We start from the raw sequence: 18,684 nt of genomic DNA, 5'->3' as shown, positions 1-18,684 counted from the left end.
GGGGACCCCCTTCTTTTTTCTATGTACCCTTACAACTAAATGTATAATTACATGCATGGGTGAGGATCGTCAAGAGCAGAGCGGTTCGCCGCAAGCGGACATCGTGTCGCTGATCGAGCGGTCGCTGGTGGCAGTGCGCCGCGACCAGTCGCGCCGCAGGTTCGAGCACGACCACGGCGAGCACGATCATGGGGAGCACAACCACGGCCAGCGCCCGCACGGCGACGCGCACGGCTGGGGTCCGCGCGGGCCCTGGGGCGGATACCCCGGGCCGTTCGGCGACTCCGCACGCCCCGGGCCCGGTCGGCGCGGGCGCGACGGCTCCCTCGGCCGCATCGCGCGCTTTCGCATGCTGGAGGCCCTGGCCGCGGCCGACGCCGAGGGGCGTCAGTTCTCGGTCAGCTCGCTCGCGACCGCGATCGGCGTCGATCAGCCGCGCGCGAGCCGGCTCGTGCAGGAGGGCGTCGAGCGCGGCTTGGTGCGCCGAGTGCCTGACTCGTCCGACGCGCGCCGCTCACTCCTGCAGCTCACCGCGGCCGGCCGCTCCCAACTGGGTGAGGTGCAGAACCACCGCCGGTCGGCCGTCGAGGCCGCACTGGCCGCCTTCACGCCGGAGGAGGCCCGCACCTTCGCCGAGCTCTTCGACCGGTTCGTGCGGGCCTGGCCGCGCTGACCACGACCGGGCTGTCGCTTACCGGGCTGTCGCTTACGGCGCCTCCGCCTCCCGGGGCGACCGCACCGGCAGCAGGAGCAGTAGCCCCACCAGCAGCACCAGCACGATCCCGAGGATGCCCCAGTACTGTGCGCCGCCCACCGCGACGAAGGTCGCGAAGAGCAGCGGGGCGACGAACGAGACCGCCCGGCCGCAGGTCGCGTAGAGGCCGAACACCTCGCCCTCCCGCCCGGCCGGAGTGAGGCGCGTCAGGAACGTGCGGCTCGCCGATTGCGCGGGGCCGACGAAGAGGCAGAGGATGAGGCCGAACACCCAGAAGACGATCGCGCCGGAGTCGTGCAGGAAGAACACCGCCAGTCCGGCGATGACCAGCCCGATCAGCGCGGTCACGATCACCGGCTTGGCGCCGAAGCGGTCGTCGAACCTCCCGGAGAGGATCGTGCTGATGCCCGCGACGACGTTCGCGGCGATCGCGAACACGATGACCCCCGATTCCGTGAAGCCGAAGGTGCCCTTGGCGAGGATCCCGCCGAACGTGAACACGCCCACCAGCCCGTCGCGGAAGAGCGCGGAGGCGATGAGGAACATCACCGTGTTGCGGCTCTCCTTCCAGAGCGCCGCGATGTCGCGGAACAGCAGTCGGTACGAGGAGAAAAACCCGACCCGGGGCAGCCGCCGGTTCGCGGGCGCCTCTGGCACGCGCACGAGCACGGGGATCGAGAGCACCAGGGTCCAGATCGCCGCGACGACCGCGACCAGCCGGTAGTTGAGGCCCTGATCGGTGGTGACCCGGAGCACGCCGCCGGTGCCGTCGCCGTTCGGCGAGGCGAGCAGCACGAGCACGATCACGAGCAGCAGGATGCCGCCGAAGTAGCCGCTGGCCCAGCCGAGTCCGCTGACCCGGCCGACGGTCTTCGGGGTCGAGACCTGCACCAGCATGGCGTTGTAGTTCACGGTCGCGATCTCGTAGAAGACGGTCCCGACCCCGACGAGAACCACTCCGAACAGGAAGAACGAGGGCTCACCCACGACGAAGAACATCAGCGCGGTGACGAGCACGACCACGCCGGTGTTGATGCCGAGCCAGAGCTTGCGGCGCCCCGAACCGTCGGTGCGCCGGCCGAGGACCGGCGCCAGCACCGCCACGACGATGCCCGCGATCCCGATGCCCCACGCGAGCCCGCTGGAGAGGCCGGCGATCGCGGTCGTCACCGCGTGATGGGCCGGTCCGGAGGCGTCCTTCTCCGCGCCCTGGGCGGAGAGGAGCGCGGGCGAGATGAAGTACTCGCTCGTCAGGTAGACGGTGAAGACGAAGGTCGTGATGACCGCGTTGAAGGCGGCCCCTCCGGCGTCCCAGAGCGCCCACGACGCCACCCAGCTGCGCGGGATGCGGCGATCGGTCGAGCTGTCGGCGAAGAGCGGGGCTGCCGTCACGAGGGCGTCGCCGTCTCCGCGCGCCACCTTCTCACTGGCCGTGCCGTCATTGGCCGGTCTGTCGCTGGTCATGGGGACAGCGTAGGACGTCGAAGGAAGAGGTGTGAACGCCGACGCCGTCAGTCCGGCGTGCTGGTCACATTGGCGCGCAGCCACAGTGTCAGCGGCGCGCTGTCGTCGAGGAACGCCGCGATGCGCTCGGCGGCCTCCGGTGCGGCGAACCAGTCGGGCACGCCCCAGTCAGCCCACGTGATGATCCCCTTGTAGCGCAGCAACTCGGCGCGGGGATGTCCGGCGTCGAAGCCGCGCGGGGAGGTCTTGAGCGCCTCGGGGATCTCGATGCCGATGTCCTTGGCGCGCAGCTCGGCGAGCACGGCGTCCAGCTCGGCCCCGGTGCGCGGCGCGGCCACCGCCCGCCGGTACCGATCGAGTTGCTCCTTGTCGAGGTGGTAGGCGCCCGCGCCGCCGGCCACGCCCTCGGCCGAGAGCTGCACATAGCCGCCGCGCTCGAAGGTCAGCGCCGCGTGCAGCTTGTACGGCGACTTGTCGGGCGAGAACCGAACGTCGCGGTACGGCCGGAACAGCCGCGCCGGCCCGAACCGCGGCTCGAGCGCGTCGGCCAGCGCGTGCATGGGACCCGCGACCCGCGTCTCGTAGCGGTCGCGGTTCGCGAGCCAGAACGCCCGCTCGTTGTTCAGAGTCAGTTCGCGGTAGAACGCGATGGCGTCCTCGTCGAACCCGGTGAATGCCATGGGCCGATCGTCCGTCGGTCGGCCCGCGGCCTGCTGCTCGGCCGCGATTCGCGCCGAATCGTGCCGCGTGAGTCGGGGGAGCAGTGACCGAGATTCACGCCGAATGTGGCGCTTGCCGCGCGCTGTCGTGCGATTCGCCCTGAATCGTGCCGCGTGAGTCGGGGAGCAGTGACCGTGATTCACGCCGAATGTGGCGCTTCGCGCGCGCTACCGCGCGATTCACGCTGAATCGTGCGTGTGCCGCGGCCCGCCGCGCAGCGGCACCCCGGCGACGGCGAGCACGAGCGCGAGGAGGGCGCCGAAGAAGATGGCGATGTCGGCGACGTTCCCGATGAACCAGTTCGCATAGGCGATGAAGTCGACGACGTGACCCTGGCCGAACGAGGGTGCGCGGAACAGCCGGTCGCCGAGGTGGGTGACGGCGCCCCCCAGCAGCAGGCCGAACGCGACCGCCCACGAGCGCGAGCCGAGCCGCCGCGAGAACCAGAGCAGGGCGACCGCGGCGAGCGCCGCGAGGATCGTGAACACCCACGTCGCGTTCACCAGAAACGAGAACGCGGCGCCCGAGTTGTACGTCAGCTGGAGCCCGATCATTGTGCCGATCAGCGAGTGGTATTCGCCCTCGTTCAGCGAGGAGGTCGCCCAGAGCTTCGTGAGCTGGTCGGCGAGCACCACGGCGACGGCGATCACGAGGATGAGGACGAGCGCCCGGGAACGTCGGCGCGGAAAGCCGTCGTCGGCCGCCGGCGCTGCGGCTGCGGGCCGGGGATGCTCAGGCTCGGTGCTGTCGCTCACCCCCTCATCCTCGCACTCCGCCTCCGACGGCATGCGGCGTGAGGGCGTGCTGAAGCGCGAGGGTGGCGGCGCCGCCGGCGGCCGCGTCGAGACCGGGGTCGGCGAGCTCGATCGCGACGGGGTGGATGCCCCGGGTGCGGGCGTGCCTCGTGACCTGCTCACGGATCCGACGCACGTACACGGCGCCCGCATCCGCGAAGCCCGGGCCGGCCAGGACGATCCGATCGAGGTCGAGCACGTTGACGATCGAGAGCGTCGCCGCCGCGACGTAACGGGCCGAGTGGTCCATCAATCCGTAGCAGCGGGGTTCGCCGCGGGCGCCCGCCCGGGCGATCAGTTCGAAGTCCGACCGGAACCGGTGCGGGTCGCCGGAGAGCCCCAGCTCGTCGGCCAGGCCCTTCAGCTCGAAGGCCTGGGCGACGATCGCCCGCGGCGCTGCCAGCATCTCCAGGCAGCCGCGTGCCCCGCACCAGCAGTCCGGGCCGTCGATGTCGACGATCATGTGCCCGATCTCGCCGACGTTCGACGATGCCCCGCGTGCGACGCTGCCCCCGGTCATGAGCCCCAGTCCGAAGCCGTTCGAGAGGTAGAGCGTCGCGAAGTCCTGCGTGGCCGGGACGCGGCCCGCCCAGTACTGGCCGAGGGCAGCGCAGGCGGCGTCGTTGTCCCGGACGACGGGCAGACCGATGCGGGGTTCGAGGGCCTGGGTGAGAGCGAACGACTCCCACTCCGTCGACGTGATCGAGAGCCGCTCGGCGCCCGCGCCGAGGTCGAGTCCCGCGCCGGCGACGCCGACGCCCACCACCGACTCCACGGGCACGTCGAGCTGCACGAGCAGCTGGCCGAGTTCGCGCGCTATCCGCGCGACGTCTTCGCTCGGGCCCACTTGGTCGATGCCCGGCGACACCAGTCGGCCGATCACCGTTCCGGCGAGGTCGGTGACGACATACGTCAGACGCCCCGCGTCGAGTGAGACGCCGACGGCGAACCGGGCGCGGGTGTTCAGTTCGAGCACGCTGCTGCGCTTGCCGCCCGTCGATTCCAGAAAGCCGGTCTCGATCACCAGGCCGTCCTCGATGAGCGATTTCACGACGCGCGTGATGGAGGTGGGGGTCAGCCCCGACCGCTCGGCGAGCTCGGTGCGGGTGACCGACCCGCCCGAGCGGACCAGGTCCAGGATGGCGCTGCGGGTGTTCGCGGACGACGGCCCGAGTCTCTGCGGGACGGTCATGTCGTCTCCCGCTCCACGACGAGCGGCGCAGGGGCGGCCGCCAGGGCGCCTTCCCCGTTGATCGCGTCGATCGCTGCTGTGCCGAGGAGCTCTCCGATCTCCCGGCCGTGGCGGTCGATCGCCGTGATCGGCCTGCTCGCGCTCTGGCACACGAGCGAGTCGCTCCAGCAGATCAGCGACACCGATCCGGGAACCGCGGCTCCCGCCTCCAGGAGCCCCTCCAGCACGGCGACCGCGTCGCGGTCGCCGTCGAGGATGAGAACGGTCCGTTCCACGGCGGCAGAGCCGATCGCCACGGCCTCTCCGACGACGTCGGAGGTCCGCACGATCTCGAGCGCGCGCCGGTCTTCCGGCGTCTCGGAGGCCGGCCCGTGCTCGACGAGGGGCTCCGGCTGCTGCTGAGCGGTCACGTAGACCCATCGCAGCGCATCGTGAGCCTCCAGGTAGGTCGTCAGCGCTTGCGCAGCGGCGGAGGGGTCGACGACGACAGCGGGATAGTCGACCTCCAGGTCCGTCCGCGCGAGCGCCACGAAGGGCAGGTCGATCTGCCGGAGGAGTCGGATGCGCGGGTCGTCGCCGACAGCGCCGAGCACGATCACGCCGGCGATCCCGCCGACGCGCGCCCACAGCCGGTAGGTCCTCAGCTCCGACTCATCGTCGTCCACCGAGCGCGTGATGAAGCGCATGCCGGCCGCGACCAGAGGCCCTGCTATCGCCCGGACGATCGCGGACGCCACCGGATCCCGGTCGTGGTCGTGCCGGATCACCAGGCCGATCGACGCGCCCTGATCGGTCATCGCGTCGTCCCCTTTCCGGTTCTCGCGGCGTGATCCCATCTAGGCAGTCTGCCGGATCGCGGGCGCTGCACACGACCGCGCGAGGTGCGCGTCATTTGATGGCACCCGCCGCCATCCCCCGCTCGAACTGCCTCTGCAGCGCGATGTAGGCGATGACCGTCGGCACCGCGGTGATGACGGAGGCCGCCAGGATCTTGGGAGTGTCGTTGTTGTACTGTCGGCGGAAGAACTCGGGCAGTTGGGTCACGACCCCCATGCCGTCGTCGATCAGGAACACCTTGGGCAGCAAGTAGGAGTTCCAGGCGTAGATCAGCACGAGCACCATCAGCGCGACGGCGATCGGGCGTGACAGCGGCACGAGGACCGACCAGAAGATCCGCCAGGTGCTGGCCCCGTCGATCCGGGCCGCCTCGAACACGGCGTCGGGGATGCCATCCACGTAGCCACGCGCGATGAGCACGGTGAACGGGATCTGGAGGGCGGCGATCGGGAGGATCACCGACCAGTACGTGCCGAGCAGGCCGAGCTTGACCGCCGTCGTGTAGAGCGGGGCGATGAGCACCACCTCCGGCAGCGTGAGCGCGGCCATCATGAGCCAGAAGTAGAGCTCCTTGGCCCGCACCCGGAGCTTGGAGAAGCCGAAGGCGGCCGCCAGCGTCGCCAGGAAGACGATGACGACGGAGGCCACGGCGATGATGATCGTGTTCAGGAAGAACCGGGGGAAGCCCGGGACATCGATGACGGCCAGGTAGTTCCCCCAGCCCGCCCCTGCGAGGCTGGTCTGCAGCATCGCGTAGAGGGGGATCACGAACGGCACCACGGCGACGGTGATGATCAGCTGCAGCAGGATCCGGGAGCGGCGGGATCTGGTCTCAAACATCGGCGCTCTCCTTCGGGCGGCGCGGGGTGCGGCCGGCGCGTTCTTTGCCGCGCAGCTGCAAGAAGACGGACACGGCGACCGCGATGACCAGGACGAGGATCGACAGCGCCGAGGCATAGCCGAGGTCGCGGTCGGTGCTCGCCGTCTGCGAGTAGATCATGGTGCCGAGGAACTCAGACGAGTGCGCGGGGCCGCCTTGTGTGATCAGCCAGGGGTTGTCGAACAGCTTGAGCGCGGTGATGAAGTTCAGGATGGCGAGCGAGACGATGATCGGGCGGAGGGTCGGCAGCACGATCGAGAACAGCACCCGGAGGTTCCCCGCTCCGTCGAGACGGCCGGCCTCGACGAGCTCCGGGTCGATCTGCGCCATCCCGGCGTAGAGGAGGATGAAGCCGTACCCGATCGCGCCCCAGCAGCCGACCAGGGTCACGACGAGCAGCGAGGTCGTCGACTGGCCGAGCCAGGGTTGCTGCAGGGCCGAGAGGCCGAAGAAGCCGAGGATGTCGTTGATCGTGCCGTTCGTCCGCCAGACCTCGATCTGGGCCGGGGCGAGCGTCGCCGGGGCCACCACCACCGGGATGACGATGAGCACTTTGTAGACGTTCGCCAGGTGTACGCGCGAATGCATCGCTGCTGCGAAGAGCGTGCCTCCGACGACCTGCACCACGAACACGACGACGAAGTAGATCACCGTGTTGCGCAGCGAGGTCCAGAGCACCGGGTCCTGCAGCGCGGCGAGGTAGTTGCCGAACCCGACGGGTGTCATCAGTGCCCGGCCGCCCGACCACGAGAAGAAGGACAGGTAACCCGAGTAGATGATGCTGTAGTAGATCAGACCGACCGAGATGACGAGCGCCGGAAGGATCCAGCGCAGACCCCCGGGGAGGAGGCGGGCGTGCCGCGTGGGGCGCCCGCCTCCCCGCACCGCGGGTGCCGGTCGGTCGGATCCGATTCTGAGATCCGTGTCGATCATGGTCAGTGCGTCGATCCGTTCTGCTGGGGCAACGTGGTCACTTGGTACCGACCGTGCTGGCCACCGAGGCCGCCTGCTGGTCGGCGGCGATCTGCGTGATGGACGTGTTCACGGTGGGGTCGAGCACCTGCTGGATCGCGACCACGATCGCGTCGAGCGACTTCTCCGTCGTCTGCCACTGGCGCGACTCGGTGGTCTCGGCGCTGTCCGTGATGAGGGTCTCGATGGCGGGACGCTGCACGGACTCGTCGACGAGTCCGATGGACGACCAGTCCGGAGTCGTGCCCTTCAGTGCGGGCAGCAGGTCGAGGGCGTTCGCCACGTTCTGTTGGCCGTCCTTGTTCATCGTCATCCACGACACGAAGGTCTTCGCGGCGCCGATGTTCTTGGACTCGGAGTTGATCGCGAGCCCGTAGTCGGCCTCGCCGAAGTACGTGCTCTTGTTGCCCTTGCCCGCCACATCCGGGAAGGTCGCGGGCATCTGGACGAAGCAGGACGGGTTGCTCACGCCCGCGGCCTCCATCGACGCCGTGCAGGAGTCCGCACCGGCGTACTGGGTGTACCAGAAGCCCATCTGCACCATCGCGGCGTCGCCCTTCATGAACTCGTTGTTCGCGAGCGGGTACTGCGGGCCGTCGAGGGCGTTCGGTGCGATGATCCCGTCGTCTTTCATCTTCTTGATGATCTCGAGGACCTTCACGCCGTCAGCGTCGTTCCACTTGGCCTTGCCGGTCGCCGCCTTGATGAAGAAGCCGGGGTCGACCGAGTTGGCGATGGAGTGGTACAGCTCGGTCGGGAAGGTGTCGGTGCCGCCCGCGCCCATGGCGAAGCACGTCTTGCCGATCGCGGTCACCTTCTTGCAGGTGTCGACCCAGGAGGCGTAATCAGTGGGGACCTTCGCGCCGGCCCGGTCGAGGAGGTCCTTGTTGTACCAGAGGAACCCGGCCGACATGCCGCCGAGCGGCAGCGAGACGAAGCGCCCATCGGAGCTCGTGAGCTGCTTCACGTAGTCGCCGCCGATCTGGGACTTCCAGTCCGATCCGAGGGTGTCCTTCGCCAGCGAGGTCAGGTCGAGCGCGTAGGGGCCCCAGGTGTCGGGCGAGCCTCCGGCGGGTGACAGGTCGAAGACGTCGGGTCCCTTGCCGGAGTCGAGGGCCGGCGTGATCGTGTTGCGATAGTCGACGTTCTCGAAGTTCTTGTACGTGACCGTGATGTCCGGGTACTTCTCGTTGAACTGCGCGATGTACTTTTGGGCCACCGGAGTGTCCGGCGTCCAGCCCCACCACGAGACCGAGCCCGTGGTCGCCGGCTCGACGTCAGACCCCTGGTCGCCGGACGACCCGGTGCAGCCGGTGATCGCCAGAGCGGCGGCCACTGCCACCGCTGTCGCGCAAACGAACCGCGTACGCATCATTGTGATTCCTCCACATCTTTGTGTGCTGATCGAGAGTGCGGGGCGAGCTTATACAGAGCGGATCGGGCAAAGCAAGAGTTAAAACCTTTATGTCACAAACTCGATGGCGGGATAGCATTCGGCGTTTGCGGGGATGTCGTCAGACTGATGGTACTTAGTTGCGAATGGTCAGATAGTCGGCTAGCGTGGCCCACGCCCCGGGCGCAGCGTGCCCGCTTGAGCGTAGGAAGGACCTCTCTTGGCCATCGAATCCGTGCTTCTGAACGTGACCGACATCGCGCGTTCCGTCGAGTTCTATCGGCGCAACCTCGGAGCCGTCGTCGTCGAAGAGGGCGAGCGCGCGGCCGAGCTCGACCTCGTCACCGCACGGCTGCGGCTCACCCGGGTGGACAGCCCGGCCGAATCCACGTGGGTCGGCGACGACCTCCAACGCGGGTTCCGCCACGTGGGCTTCAAGGTGTCCGATCTGGAGGCGCGCGTCGCGGCGCTGCACGATGCCGGGGTGACGTTCCACCTCGAGCCGATCGACGCCGAAGGCGGCGTGCGCATCACGTTCTTCTTCGATCCCGACGGCACCCTCCTCGAGCTCGTCGAGGGGCCATTGCAGTACCACGAGGTCTACGATCGCGACGCCGTCGAACGGGACTGGGCGCTGGGTGACCCCGACCGCCCGCGTTTCGACCACGTCGCGGGCACCGTCGACGACCTGGAGGCGACCCGGGAGCACTACGCGAAGCTCGGCTACCTGCACATGTCGGGCATCCACCAGCCTTCGGACGACCGCGGGTTCGAGATCGACTTCCTGCGCTCCGGCGACAGCTCGCTGGAGATCTTCACCTACGGCACGGCGGAGAAGTCGAAGCGCGTGCCGCAGCTCGACGCCCCGGGTTTCGTCGCGGTGGCGTTCGGCGCCGACTCCGCTCCGGGCGCCCCGGTCGGCACCGTGTCCGGGCACGACGTGTTCGCCGACCCGGACGGCCTGCCCTACGTGATCGCCCCGGCATGACGGCGACGGCGTCGCTGCGCCCGCTGGGTGCGACGGGAATCGAGGTCAGCCGGGTCACGCTCGGCGGCGCGCCGCTCGGCAGCATGCCCGAGAACTTCGGGCACGAGGTCGCCGAGGCCGACGCGGTGGCCCTCGTGCGAGCAGTGCTGGAGAGCGGGATCCGCACGATCGACACCTCCAACGGATACTCGGAGGGGCGCAGCGAGCGACGCATCGGCCTTGCGATCGCGGCGGCCGGGGGTCTCCCGCCGGATGTCGTGGTCATCACCAAGACCGATCCGCGGGGAAGCGACTACAGCGGCGATCGCGTGCGCCGCTCCCTCGCCGAGAGCGCAGAGCGGCTCGGGATCGGCCTGCTCCCGCTCGTGCACCTGCACGATCCGGAGTTCCACGACTTCGCCGACCTGACGGCCCGCGGAGGAGCGATCGACGCGCTGGTGACAGCCAGAGAACGCGGCGAGATCGGGCACATCGGACTCGCCGGCGGCGATGTGAACGTGATGCGACGCTACCTCGACCTCGGCGTGTTCGAGGTGCTCCTCGTGCACAACAGGTGGACGCTCGTGGACCGCAGCGCCGGGCCGCTGCTCGATCGCGCGGCGGAGCTCGGCGTCGGGGTCGTCAACGCGGCCGTGCTGGGCGGCGGGATCCTCGCCGACGAGTCCGGGCGCTCCACCTCGTACGGTTACCGGCCGGCGAGCAGGCGGACGCTGGAGGCCATCTCGCGCATGCGCGAGACCTGTCGCCGCTGGGACGCGACGCTCGGCCAGGCCGCCATCCGCTTCTCCACGCGGGACGAGCGCTTCGCCAGCACCATCGTCGGCATCAGCAGGCCGCAGCGCATCCAGCAGACCCTCGATGCCGCGGCGCTCGATCGTCCGCAGGAATTCTGGGACGAGCTCGAGTCGCTGCTGCCGGGCACTGCCGACTGGCTCGACCATCCGGTCCATCGCTGACCACATCCTCCACTCGAATCGAGGTTCACATGCCAGTCGTCCGAATCGACATGCACCGCCCGCTCGCCGGGCTCCGTCCGCAGATGAGCGAGGCGATCAACTCCGCGCTCGCCGACGGCTGGGGGATGCCCGCCGACGACCTGTTCCAGATCTTCCAGCTGCACGACGAGGGTGACCTGTTCTACAGCCGCACGTTCCCCGACGCCGACAGGTCGGACATCGTCTTCATCGACATCCTCGCCTACAACGGCTACTCGCCTGAGGCGAAGCAGCGCGGCGCCGAACTCATCGTGGAGCGCCTCGCCGCGCTGGGCATCCAGCGCGACGACATCCTGATCTCGCTCCACGAGAACGGCGACGGCGACTGGCTCGCTCCGTCGAAGGAGCAGTGACCATGCGGCGCAGCGATCTGCCCGACGGCTTCGTCATCGGAACCGCGACCGCCTCATACCAGATCGAGGGCGCCACCAGAGAAGCGGGGCGCGGCGACAGCATCTGGGACACCTTCGCCCGCAGTCCCGGCGTCATCGCCGACGGCAGCACGGGAGACGTGGCAGACGACCACTTCCACCGCTCGGAGGAGGACGTCGCGCTGATGGCCGACCTGGGGTTCCAGGCGTACCGCTTCTCGATCGCGTGGCCCCGCATCCAGGCGGACGGCACAGGGGCGCCGAACCCGGCCGGGATCGACTTCTACCGCCGACTGGCGGAGTCGCTGCTGGAGCGCGGGGTGACGCCGTGGGCGACCCTCTACCACTGGGATCTGCCGCAGGCCCTGGAGGATCGCGGTGGCTGGCTGTCGCGCGACACCGCGCTGCGGTTCGCGGACTACTCGGCCCATGTCGCAGAGCAGCTCGGGGATGTGATCACCGACTGGATCACGCTGAACGAGCCGTGGTGCTCGTCGTTCCTCGGCTATGCGAGCGGCCATCACGCGCCGGGCCTGTCGGTCGGCTCCGCCTCCGCGCATGCGGCGCACCACCTCCTCCTCGGTCACGGTCTCGCGCTGGAGGCGCTCCGGGGCCTCCGGCCGAACGCGCGCGTCGGCACGACGCTGAATCTGTACGCGGTCGAGCCGGCGGGCGATTCCGAAGCCGACCTCGACGCGGCTCGCCGCATCGACGGCCTCAGCAACCGGCTGTTCCTCGAGCCCGTGCTGCGCGGCGTCTATCCGGCGGACGTCCTCGACGACCTGGGCGAGACCGACTGGTTCGCAGAGAACGCCACGGACGACGACCTGCGCCGCATCTCGGCGCCGATCGACTTCCTCGGCATCAACTACTACAGCCGTCACACGGTCGCCGCGGGCTCCGCTCCGGCTGGGGCGGCCGGCTCGGCGAGCGCTTATCCGGGAAGCGAGCACGTGCGATTCGTCTCGACGGGTGCGCCGGTGACGCGGATGGGCTGGGAGATCCACCCCGACGGCATGCTCGACGTGATCCGCATGGCGCACGCGCTGGCGCCCGAGCTCCCGCTCTTCATCACCGAGAACGGCGCCGCCTTCGACGACCACGTGGAGGCGGACGGCGGGATCGACGACGCGGAGCGCACCGAATACCTCCGTTCGCACTTCGCTGCCGCCCGCGAGGCGGTCGATGCGAACCTTCCGCTCCGGGGCTTCTTCGTCTGGTCGCTCATGGACAACTGGGAGTGGGCCTGGGGCTACTCGCGCCGCTTCGGGATCGTCCACGTCGACTATGAGACGCAGAAGCGCACCCCGAAGCGGAGTGCACACTGGATCGCGGAGTTCCTGCGGGCGTGAACGGGGCGTGGCGGCGGTGGCGTCAGGCCTCTACACGAAGACCGGCAACGCATAGTGCACGCCGCCGTCGTCCCCGCGCACCTGGCGGTGGATGTCCTCCATCGTGAGGTCGAGCTGGCCCGCAGTGCTCGCCGCGGCGGTGAGGTCGCGCACCAGGGCCCCGGGAATCTCCCCGTCGTACTTGTAGTAGATCTTGTGCTCGAGGCTCGCCCAGAAGTCCATCGCGACCGTGCGCAGCTGGATCTCGACCGGCACGGGGATCGGACCGCCGCTGAGGAACACAGGCACCTCGATGATGACGTGGAGGCTCTTGTAGCCGTTGGGCTTGGGGTGCGCGATGTAGTCCTTCACCCGCAGCACCCGCACGTCCTCCTGTGCGGTCAGGAGCTCGAACACGCGGTACACGTCGGAGACGAACGAGCAGACGATCCGCACACCGGCGATGTCGGTGATGGCCTCCCGGATCGCGTCGAACGAAGCGTCGCAGTTCTTGCGCATCACCTTCTGCTCGATGCTCTCGGCCGACTTGAGGCGGCTGGAGATGTGCTCGATCGGGTTGTACTCGTGCAGTTCGGCGAACTCCTCGCGGAGGATGGACACCTTGGTCGAGATCTCGTCGATGCCGAACTTGTACGGCATGATGAACCGCACGAAGTCCTCCCGGAATGCCTGGACTTCGCTCAGCGTCGCGGGATCGATGCTCTGCAGCGCCTCGATTGCGTGAGTGGAGAGAAGCGGGGCGGGGTCCGGATCCATGCCATCGACGCTAGCGAGACCGGTTGTGCGGACGGTGTGAATTCGCTGCGCTGATGACCGACTGCCGAGGGGCACGCTAACGCCCCTAAAACGCCCGCGATAGGGCAGTTACGTGCCCCTCGACGGCTTGGGGAATTTCTTTGTTCGGGGCAAAGTTGAGTCGAGTGTACTCAAGTTTTGAGGTCGGCGGCTTGACAGTCTCCCCACCGGGATGACAAGCTTGAGCCGTTAAGGCTCAACTCTTGACCCCAGACTCACACCGGCCAGAGGCCAGCAATGAAGGAGAGAAAGCACACATGTCACGTGCAGTAGGAATCGACCTCGGAACCACCAACTCCGTCGTGTCGGTGCTTGAGGGCGGCGAGCCCACGGTCATCGCCAACGCAGAGGGCTTCCGCACCACCCCGTCCGTCGTCGCGTTCACCAAAGACGGCGAGGTGCTCGTCGGCGAGACCGCGAAGCGCCAGGCGGTCACCAACGTCGACCGCACCATCTCGTCGGTCAAGCGCCACATGGGCACCGACTGGAGCCAGGAGATCGACGGCAAGAAGTACACCGCCCAGGAGATCTCGGCCCGCATCCTCCAGAAGCTGAAGCGCGACGCCGAGCAGTACCTCGGCGACACCGTCACCGACGCTGTCGTCACCGTTCCGGCGTACTTCAATGACGCCGAGCGCCAGGCCACCAAGGAGGCCGGTGAGATCGCGGGCCTCAACGTTCTGCGCATCATCAACGAGCCCACTGCCGCAGCGCTCGCCTACGGCCTCGACAAGGGCAAAGAGGACGAGCTCATCCTCGTCTTCGACCTCGGTGGCGGCACCTTCGACGTCTCGCTCCTCGAGGTGGGCAAGGACGACGACTTCTCCACCATCCAGGTGCGCGCGACCGCCGGCGACAACCGCCTCGGCGGCGACGACTGGGACCAGCGCGTCGTCGAGTGGCTCATCAAGCGCTTCAAGGACTCCACCGGCGTCGACGTCTCCAAGGACAAGATCGCCCTCCAGCGCCTGAAGGAGGCCGCTGAGCAGGCCAAGAAAGAGCTCAGCTCCTCGATGAGTACGAGCATCCAGCTGCCTTACCTGTCGCTCACCGAGAACGGCCCGGCCAACCTCGACGAGACGCTCACCCGCGCCCAGTTCGAGCAGATGACCAGCGACCTCCTCGACCGCACCAAGAAGCCGTTCGCGGACGTCATCCGCGAGGCCGGCATCAAGGTCAGCGACATCGCGCACGTCGTGCTCGTCGGCGGCTCCACCCGCATGCCCGCCGTGAGCGAGCTCGTCAAGCAGGAGACCGGCGGCAAGGAGCCCAACAAGGGTGTGAACCCGGACGAGGTCGTCGCCGTCGGCGCGGCCCTGCAGGCCGGTGTCCTCAAGGGCGAGCGCAAGGACGTCCTCCTGATCGACGTCACCCCACTGTCCCTGGGCATCGAGACCAAGGGCGGGATCATGACCAAGCTCATCGAGCGCAACACGGCCATCCCCACCAAGCGCAGCGAGACCTTCACCACGGCCGACGACAACCAGCCGTCCGTCGCGATCCAGGTCTTCCAGGGCGAGCGCGAGTTCACCCGCGACAACAAGCCGCTCGGCACCTTCGAGCTGACCGGCATCGCCCCGGCCCCCCGCGGCATCCCGCAGATCGAGGTCACCTTCGACATCGACGCCAACGGCATCGTGCACGTGTCCGCCAAGGACAAGGGCACCGGCAAGGAGCAGTCGATGACGATCACCGGCGGCTCCAGCCTGCCGAAGGACGACATCGAGCGCATGGTGCGCGAGGCCGAGGAGCACGCGGCGGAGGACAAGAAGCGCCGCGAATCCGCCGAGACCCGCAACCAGGCCGAGCAGCTCGTCTACTCGATCGAGAAGCTGATCAAGGACAACGAGGACAAGCTCCCCGAAGATGTCAAGAACGAGGTCCAGGGTGACGTCGACGCACTGAAGACCGCTCTCGCCGGCGATGACGACGAGGCCGTGAAGACCGCGTACGACAAGCTCAACGAGAGCCAGGGGAAGCTGGGCCAGGCGATCTACTCGGCCGCGCAGGCGTCCGAGGCCCCGGCCGGCGACGCCGGTGAGGCGGGCGCTCAGGGCGAGGGCTCCTCCTCCGAAGATGAGGACGTCATCGACGCCGAGGTCGTCGAGGACGAGGAGAAGAAGTAACCATGAGCGACCAGAACCGCGACGGAGGCTCGGACGAGCCTGAACGCGAGGAGCCGATCATCCGTGACAAGCGGAAGATCGACCCCGAGACCGGCAAGGTTCGGGAGCCGAAGGGCGAAGAGCACGACCTCGCGCACGAAGAGCTGGTCGACGTGGGCCCGGCCGACGAAGACGAGGCGAGCATCCTCTCGGATGACGACCTCGACATCCTGTCGGGCCAGACCACGGCCGACCAGCTCGCGGCGGAGCGGCTCGCCGACCTCCAGCGGGTGACCGCGGAGTACGCGAACTACCGCAAGCGCACCGAGGCCAACCGGGAGATCGAGCGGGAGCGCGCGATCGGCGACGCCGTCAAGGGCCTCATCCCGGTGCTCGACGATCTGGAGCGTGCCGAGAAGCACGGCGACCTGACGGAGGGCAGCGCGTTCGCCGCCATCGCGACCAAGCTGCGCTCCGCGGTCGAGCGGCTCGGTCTCACCCCGTACGGCGAGAAGGGCGAGCCCTTCGACCCGCAGATCCACGAGGCGATCTTCCAGCAGCCCACTCCCGAGGTGACGGCCGACACCGTCGCCGAGGTGGTGGAGACCGGCTACCGGCTGGGCTCCACCGTGGTGCGGGTGGCGAAGGTGGTCGTCTCCACCCCGGCCTGAACGGCCGGCGACTGAGCGCCAGGAGCGGCGGGACGCGTGTCCCGCCGCTCCTGCCTCGACACACGATGCAGACTTCGACACAGACACCAGTGCCCGCGAGGGCACCAGCAGCGACAGTGCAGGCAGGAGAGGAGGCGCCGTGGCAAGCCAGGACTGGTTCGACAAGGACTTCTACAAGGTCCTAGGCGTCTCCAAAGACGTCAGCGAGGCCGAGCTCAAGAAGACATATCGCAAGCTCGCCCGCAAGTACCACCCGGACTCCAACCCGGGCGACGCGGCAGCCGAGGCCAAGTTCAAAGAGATCAGCGAGGCCAACTCGGTGCTGGGCGATCCCGAGCAGCGCAAGGAGTACGACCAGATCCGCGCGATGGGCTCTGGCGCGCGGTTCACGGCCCCGGGCTCGGGCGGCCAGGGCGGATTCGACGACGTCTTCGGCGGGATGTTCGGCGCCCAGGGCGCGCCGCGCGGCCAGTACTTCCCAGGAGGCGGGGGATTCCAGCAGGGCGGCCAGGGCGGCTTCGACGACGTGTTCGGCGGCCTGTTCGGCAACGGACGGTTCGGCGGGGCGAGCGGAGGCTTCCGCGGCTACGGCGGCCCGACCCGCGGCAACGACGTGACCGCCCACACCACCATCGACTTCGTCACCGCGACCAAGGGCGAGACCATCAGCCTCCAGGCGGCCGACGGCAAGCCGTTCAAGGTGAAGATCCCTGCAGGCGTGGCCGACGGGCAGAAGATCAAGCTGCGCGGCAAGGGCCAGCCCAGCCCGGACGGCGGCGAGGCCGGCGACATCGTCCTCACCGTGTCGGTGCGCAAGCACCCCGTGTTCGAGCGGGACGGCCTCAACCTGCGGGTCACCGTGCCGATCACGTTCGCCGAGGCGGCGCTCGGAGCGACCATCGAGGTGCCGACGCTGGCCGGCGACCCCGTCAAGCTGCGCGTCGCGCCCGGCACCCCGAGCGGCCGCGTGCTGCGCGTGAAGGGGCGGGGCGTCCAGGCCGCGAAGGGCGCGGGCGACCTTCTGGCCGTCGTGCAGGTGGCGGTGCCGTCGCACCTGTCGGGTGAGGCCAAGGAGGCCCTGGAGGCGTTCGCCGAGAAGCTCCCCGACGAGAACCCGCGAGAGGACATTCTCGCAAAGGCTCGGAGCTGACCGTGGCCCTCGCATCCGAGAACACGGAGTTCCTCGACGAGGGCCTCCTGGCCAAGGCACGAGGCTAGCCATGGACGAGAACACTCAGGTCTTCGTCATCTCGATCGCGGCCGAGCTGGCCGGGATGCACCCGCAGACGCTGCGCCAGTACGACCGGCTCGGGCTCGTGAGCCCGGGCCGGACGGCCGGCAAGTCGCGGCGCTACTCCGTGCGCGACGTCCAGAAGCTGCAGGAGATCGCGCGCCTCGGTTCCGAGGGCGTGAGCTTGGAGGGCATCCGCCGCATCCTGGAGCTCGAAGACCACGTGCGCGCTCTGAGCGACCGCGTGCGCGAGCTCGAGTCGGCCCTCGCCGACGAGCTGCTCAACCGCCCCGGCCGCCGCGTCTTCGCGGCCGGTTCGGAGGGCGAAGTGATCTCGATGCGGGCGGGCACCCGCGTGCGCCGCAGCAACCAGGTCGTGGTGTGGAGGCCGTTGGAGCGGTGAGGGCCGACGCTGCGCGACGGTCGAATAAGCGAGGGGCCGGCCGTCGTGATCTTCCCCCGATGGAGATCGAAGACGGCGAGCACCCGGCTGACGACACGCCGAAACTCCTGCACCGTATTCGGGCCGAAGTGGTTTTGCAGACCGTAGAGGCCCTGCTGCGCCGCGCCGACCAGGTAGCCGAGCTCGCGGCGTCGCCGCACCGAGGCGGCGATGTGCTGGTCGAAGAGGATCGGGGAGTGCTGTCCGACGGAGACGGTCGTGGCGAAGCCGATGCCCATCCCGAAGAAAGGCCCTGGTCTGGGCTGCAACCGCGTCGACTCTTGGAGGAGCGCGGCGCGCAGAGAGGCGGAGCCTCCGTGGCCCTGGTCGATGGCGTGGATGTGGAGCAGTGCCGCGTAGAACCCCTGGAAGAGGTACGGGGGACGCCCGACCAGCAGCGCGGAGTTGAAGGCACTCCGCCTGCCGAGCTCGTAGTTGACCATGGCGGCGACGTAGGAGCCCGAGATATAGGCGCCGCGGAGCTTGTGGTACTCGCCCTGTGCCGTCAGCTTCTCTGCTTTCGCGAGGGCGGCGTCCGGGCCGCCATGGACGCCGACGATGGTGGCGGTCCGCTGCGCACGTGCCGTCGACACGGCGCGATCCCGTTCGGCTCCGAATGCGAACACGTCCAGCCTCTCGCTCCTCGTATCCGCGGCTCACACGGCCACGTTGAGACGCGTCTGTAATACCAGAATCTTGGAGTGTGAAATGCTGCGACGCGCGCGGCGCAGGGGGACTTCGCCCGATCTTCACCCCACGGTAATCAG

The 18,684-nt window shown here is 68.7% G+C and carries 19 protein-coding genes; 10 read left to right on the top strand and 9 right to left on the bottom strand.

The window, feature by feature from the left end:
• The first annotated feature begins 55 nt into the window (after positions 1–55).
• Complete coding sequence (locus tag ACPPVW_RS06275; RefSeq protein WP_426625662.1) at positions 56–673, top strand: MarR family winged helix-turn-helix transcriptional regulator; 618 nt, start codon at positions 56–58, stop codon at positions 671–673.
• 33 nt (positions 674–706) lie between these two features.
• On the opposite strand, the gene ACPPVW_RS06270 is transcribed toward ACPPVW_RS06275, so the two are convergent.
• From ACPPVW_RS06270 to ACPPVW_RS06235, 8 genes are all read right to left on the bottom strand, one after another.
• A complete protein-coding gene (locus ACPPVW_RS06270; protein ID WP_426625661.1) occupies positions 707–2,179 on the bottom strand; it encodes an MFS transporter in 1,473 nt (490 codons plus the stop codon).
• Positions 2,180–2,226: 47 nt separating this feature from the next.
• The gene (locus ACPPVW_RS06265) at positions 2,227–2,859 is read right to left on the bottom strand and encodes a DUF2461 domain-containing protein (RefSeq protein WP_426625660.1); all 633 of its coding nucleotides are present in this window, start codon (positions 2,857–2,859) and stop codon (positions 2,227–2,229) included.
• A gap of 219 nt (positions 2,860–3,078) precedes the next feature.
• Positions 3,079–3,654 (bottom strand): signal peptidase II, encoded by a 576-nt coding sequence (lspA, locus tag ACPPVW_RS06260; RefSeq protein ID WP_426625659.1) that lies wholly within the window; start codon positions 3,652–3,654, stop codon positions 3,079–3,081.
• A gap of 4 nt (positions 3,655–3,658) precedes the next feature.
• Complete coding sequence (locus ACPPVW_RS06255) at positions 3,659–4,885, bottom strand: ROK family protein (protein WP_426625658.1); 1,227 nt, start codon at positions 4,883–4,885, stop codon at positions 3,659–3,661.
• Positions 4,882–5,682 (bottom strand): substrate-binding domain-containing protein, encoded by an 801-nt coding sequence (locus tag ACPPVW_RS06250; RefSeq protein ID WP_426625657.1) that lies wholly within the window; start codon positions 5,680–5,682, stop codon positions 4,882–4,884. The genes ACPPVW_RS06255 and ACPPVW_RS06250 overlap by 4 nt, the downstream gene beginning before the upstream one ends.
• Before the next feature lie 91 nt (positions 5,683–5,773).
• A complete protein-coding gene (locus ACPPVW_RS06245) occupies positions 5,774–6,562 on the bottom strand; it encodes a carbohydrate ABC transporter permease (RefSeq protein ID WP_426625656.1) in 789 nt (262 codons plus the stop codon).
• Positions 6,555–7,535: a carbohydrate ABC transporter permease gene (locus tag ACPPVW_RS06240; protein WP_426625655.1), complete on the bottom strand. Its 981-nt coding sequence runs from the start codon at positions 7,533–7,535 to the stop codon at positions 6,555–6,557. The genes ACPPVW_RS06245 and ACPPVW_RS06240 overlap by 8 nt, the downstream gene beginning before the upstream one ends.
• Before the next feature lie 37 nt (positions 7,536–7,572).
• Positions 7,573–8,949, bottom strand: a complete 1,377-nt coding sequence (locus ACPPVW_RS06235; protein ID WP_426625654.1) for an ABC transporter substrate-binding protein — start codon at positions 8,947–8,949, stop codon at positions 7,573–7,575.
• A 238-nt stretch (positions 8,950–9,187) separates the two neighbouring features.
• On the opposite strand from ACPPVW_RS06235, the gene ACPPVW_RS06230 reads away from it, so the two are divergent.
• Genes ACPPVW_RS06230 through ACPPVW_RS06215 form a run of 4 tightly spaced genes read left to right on the top strand, consistent with a single transcriptional unit; the run spans position 9,188 to position 12,673 of the window.
• Complete coding sequence (locus tag ACPPVW_RS06230) at positions 9,188–9,955, top strand: VOC family protein (RefSeq protein WP_426625653.1); 768 nt, start codon at positions 9,188–9,190, stop codon at positions 9,953–9,955.
• Positions 9,952–10,911 (top strand): aldo/keto reductase, encoded by a 960-nt coding sequence (locus ACPPVW_RS06225; protein WP_426625652.1) that lies wholly within the window; start codon positions 9,952–9,954, stop codon positions 10,909–10,911. Before ACPPVW_RS06230 ends, ACPPVW_RS06225 begins: the two co-directional genes overlap by 4 nt.
• 29 nt (positions 10,912–10,940) lie before the next feature.
• Positions 10,941–11,303: a tautomerase family protein gene (locus tag ACPPVW_RS06220; RefSeq protein ID WP_426625651.1), complete on the top strand. Its 363-nt coding sequence runs from the start codon at positions 10,941–10,943 to the stop codon at positions 11,301–11,303.
• Positions 11,304–11,305: 2 nt separating this feature from the next.
• Entirely contained in the window at positions 11,306–12,673 is a 1,368-nt protein-coding gene (locus ACPPVW_RS06215) for a GH1 family beta-glucosidase (protein WP_426625650.1), read from the top strand.
• Positions 12,674–12,703: 30 nt separating this feature from the next.
• Here ACPPVW_RS06215 and ACPPVW_RS06210 read toward each other — a convergent pair whose 3' ends face one another.
• Positions 12,704–13,429, bottom strand: a complete 726-nt coding sequence (locus ACPPVW_RS06210) for a GTP pyrophosphokinase (RefSeq protein WP_426625649.1) — start codon at positions 13,427–13,429, stop codon at positions 12,704–12,706.
• Positions 13,430–13,725: 296 nt separating this feature from the next.
• On the opposite strand from ACPPVW_RS06210, the gene dnaK reads away from it, so the two are divergent.
• The 5 genes from dnaK to ACPPVW_RS06185 all read left to right on the top strand — a co-directional run bounded on the left by dnaK (position 13,726) and on the right by ACPPVW_RS06185 (position 18,603).
• Positions 13,726–15,594, top strand: coding sequence for a molecular chaperone DnaK (gene dnaK / locus ACPPVW_RS06205; protein ID WP_426625648.1), 1,869 nt, complete (start codon positions 13,726–13,728; stop codon positions 15,592–15,594).
• A gap of 2 nt (positions 15,595–15,596) precedes the next feature.
• On the top strand, positions 15,597–16,244 hold the full coding sequence (locus ACPPVW_RS06200; RefSeq protein WP_426625647.1) for a nucleotide exchange factor GrpE: 648 nt from the start codon (positions 15,597–15,599) through the stop codon (positions 16,242–16,244).
• A gap of 139 nt (positions 16,245–16,383) precedes the next feature.
• Positions 16,384–17,394: a DnaJ C-terminal domain-containing protein gene (locus ACPPVW_RS06195; RefSeq protein WP_426625646.1), complete on the top strand. Its 1,011-nt coding sequence runs from the start codon at positions 16,384–16,386 to the stop codon at positions 17,392–17,394.
• Between the two features lie 70 nt (positions 17,395–17,464).
• Entirely contained in the window at positions 17,465–17,878 is a 414-nt protein-coding gene (locus ACPPVW_RS06190) for a heat shock protein transcriptional repressor HspR (protein ID WP_426625645.1), read from the top strand.
• A gap of 59 nt (positions 17,879–17,937) precedes the next feature.
• Positions 17,938–18,603 carry a hypothetical protein gene (locus ACPPVW_RS06185; RefSeq protein WP_426625644.1) on the top strand — a complete coding sequence of 222 codons (666 nt, stop codon included), beginning with the start codon at positions 17,938–17,940 and terminating at the stop codon, positions 18,601–18,603.
• The last annotated feature ends 81 nt before the right edge of the window (positions 18,604–18,684 follow it).

The sequence above is a fragment of the Leifsonia sp. McL0607 genome, assembly GCF_049993355.1.
Lineage (GTDB): Bacteria > Actinomycetota > Actinomycetes > Actinomycetales > Microbacteriaceae > Leifsonia.
This window is presented reverse-complemented; position numbering and strand designations above follow the sequence as displayed.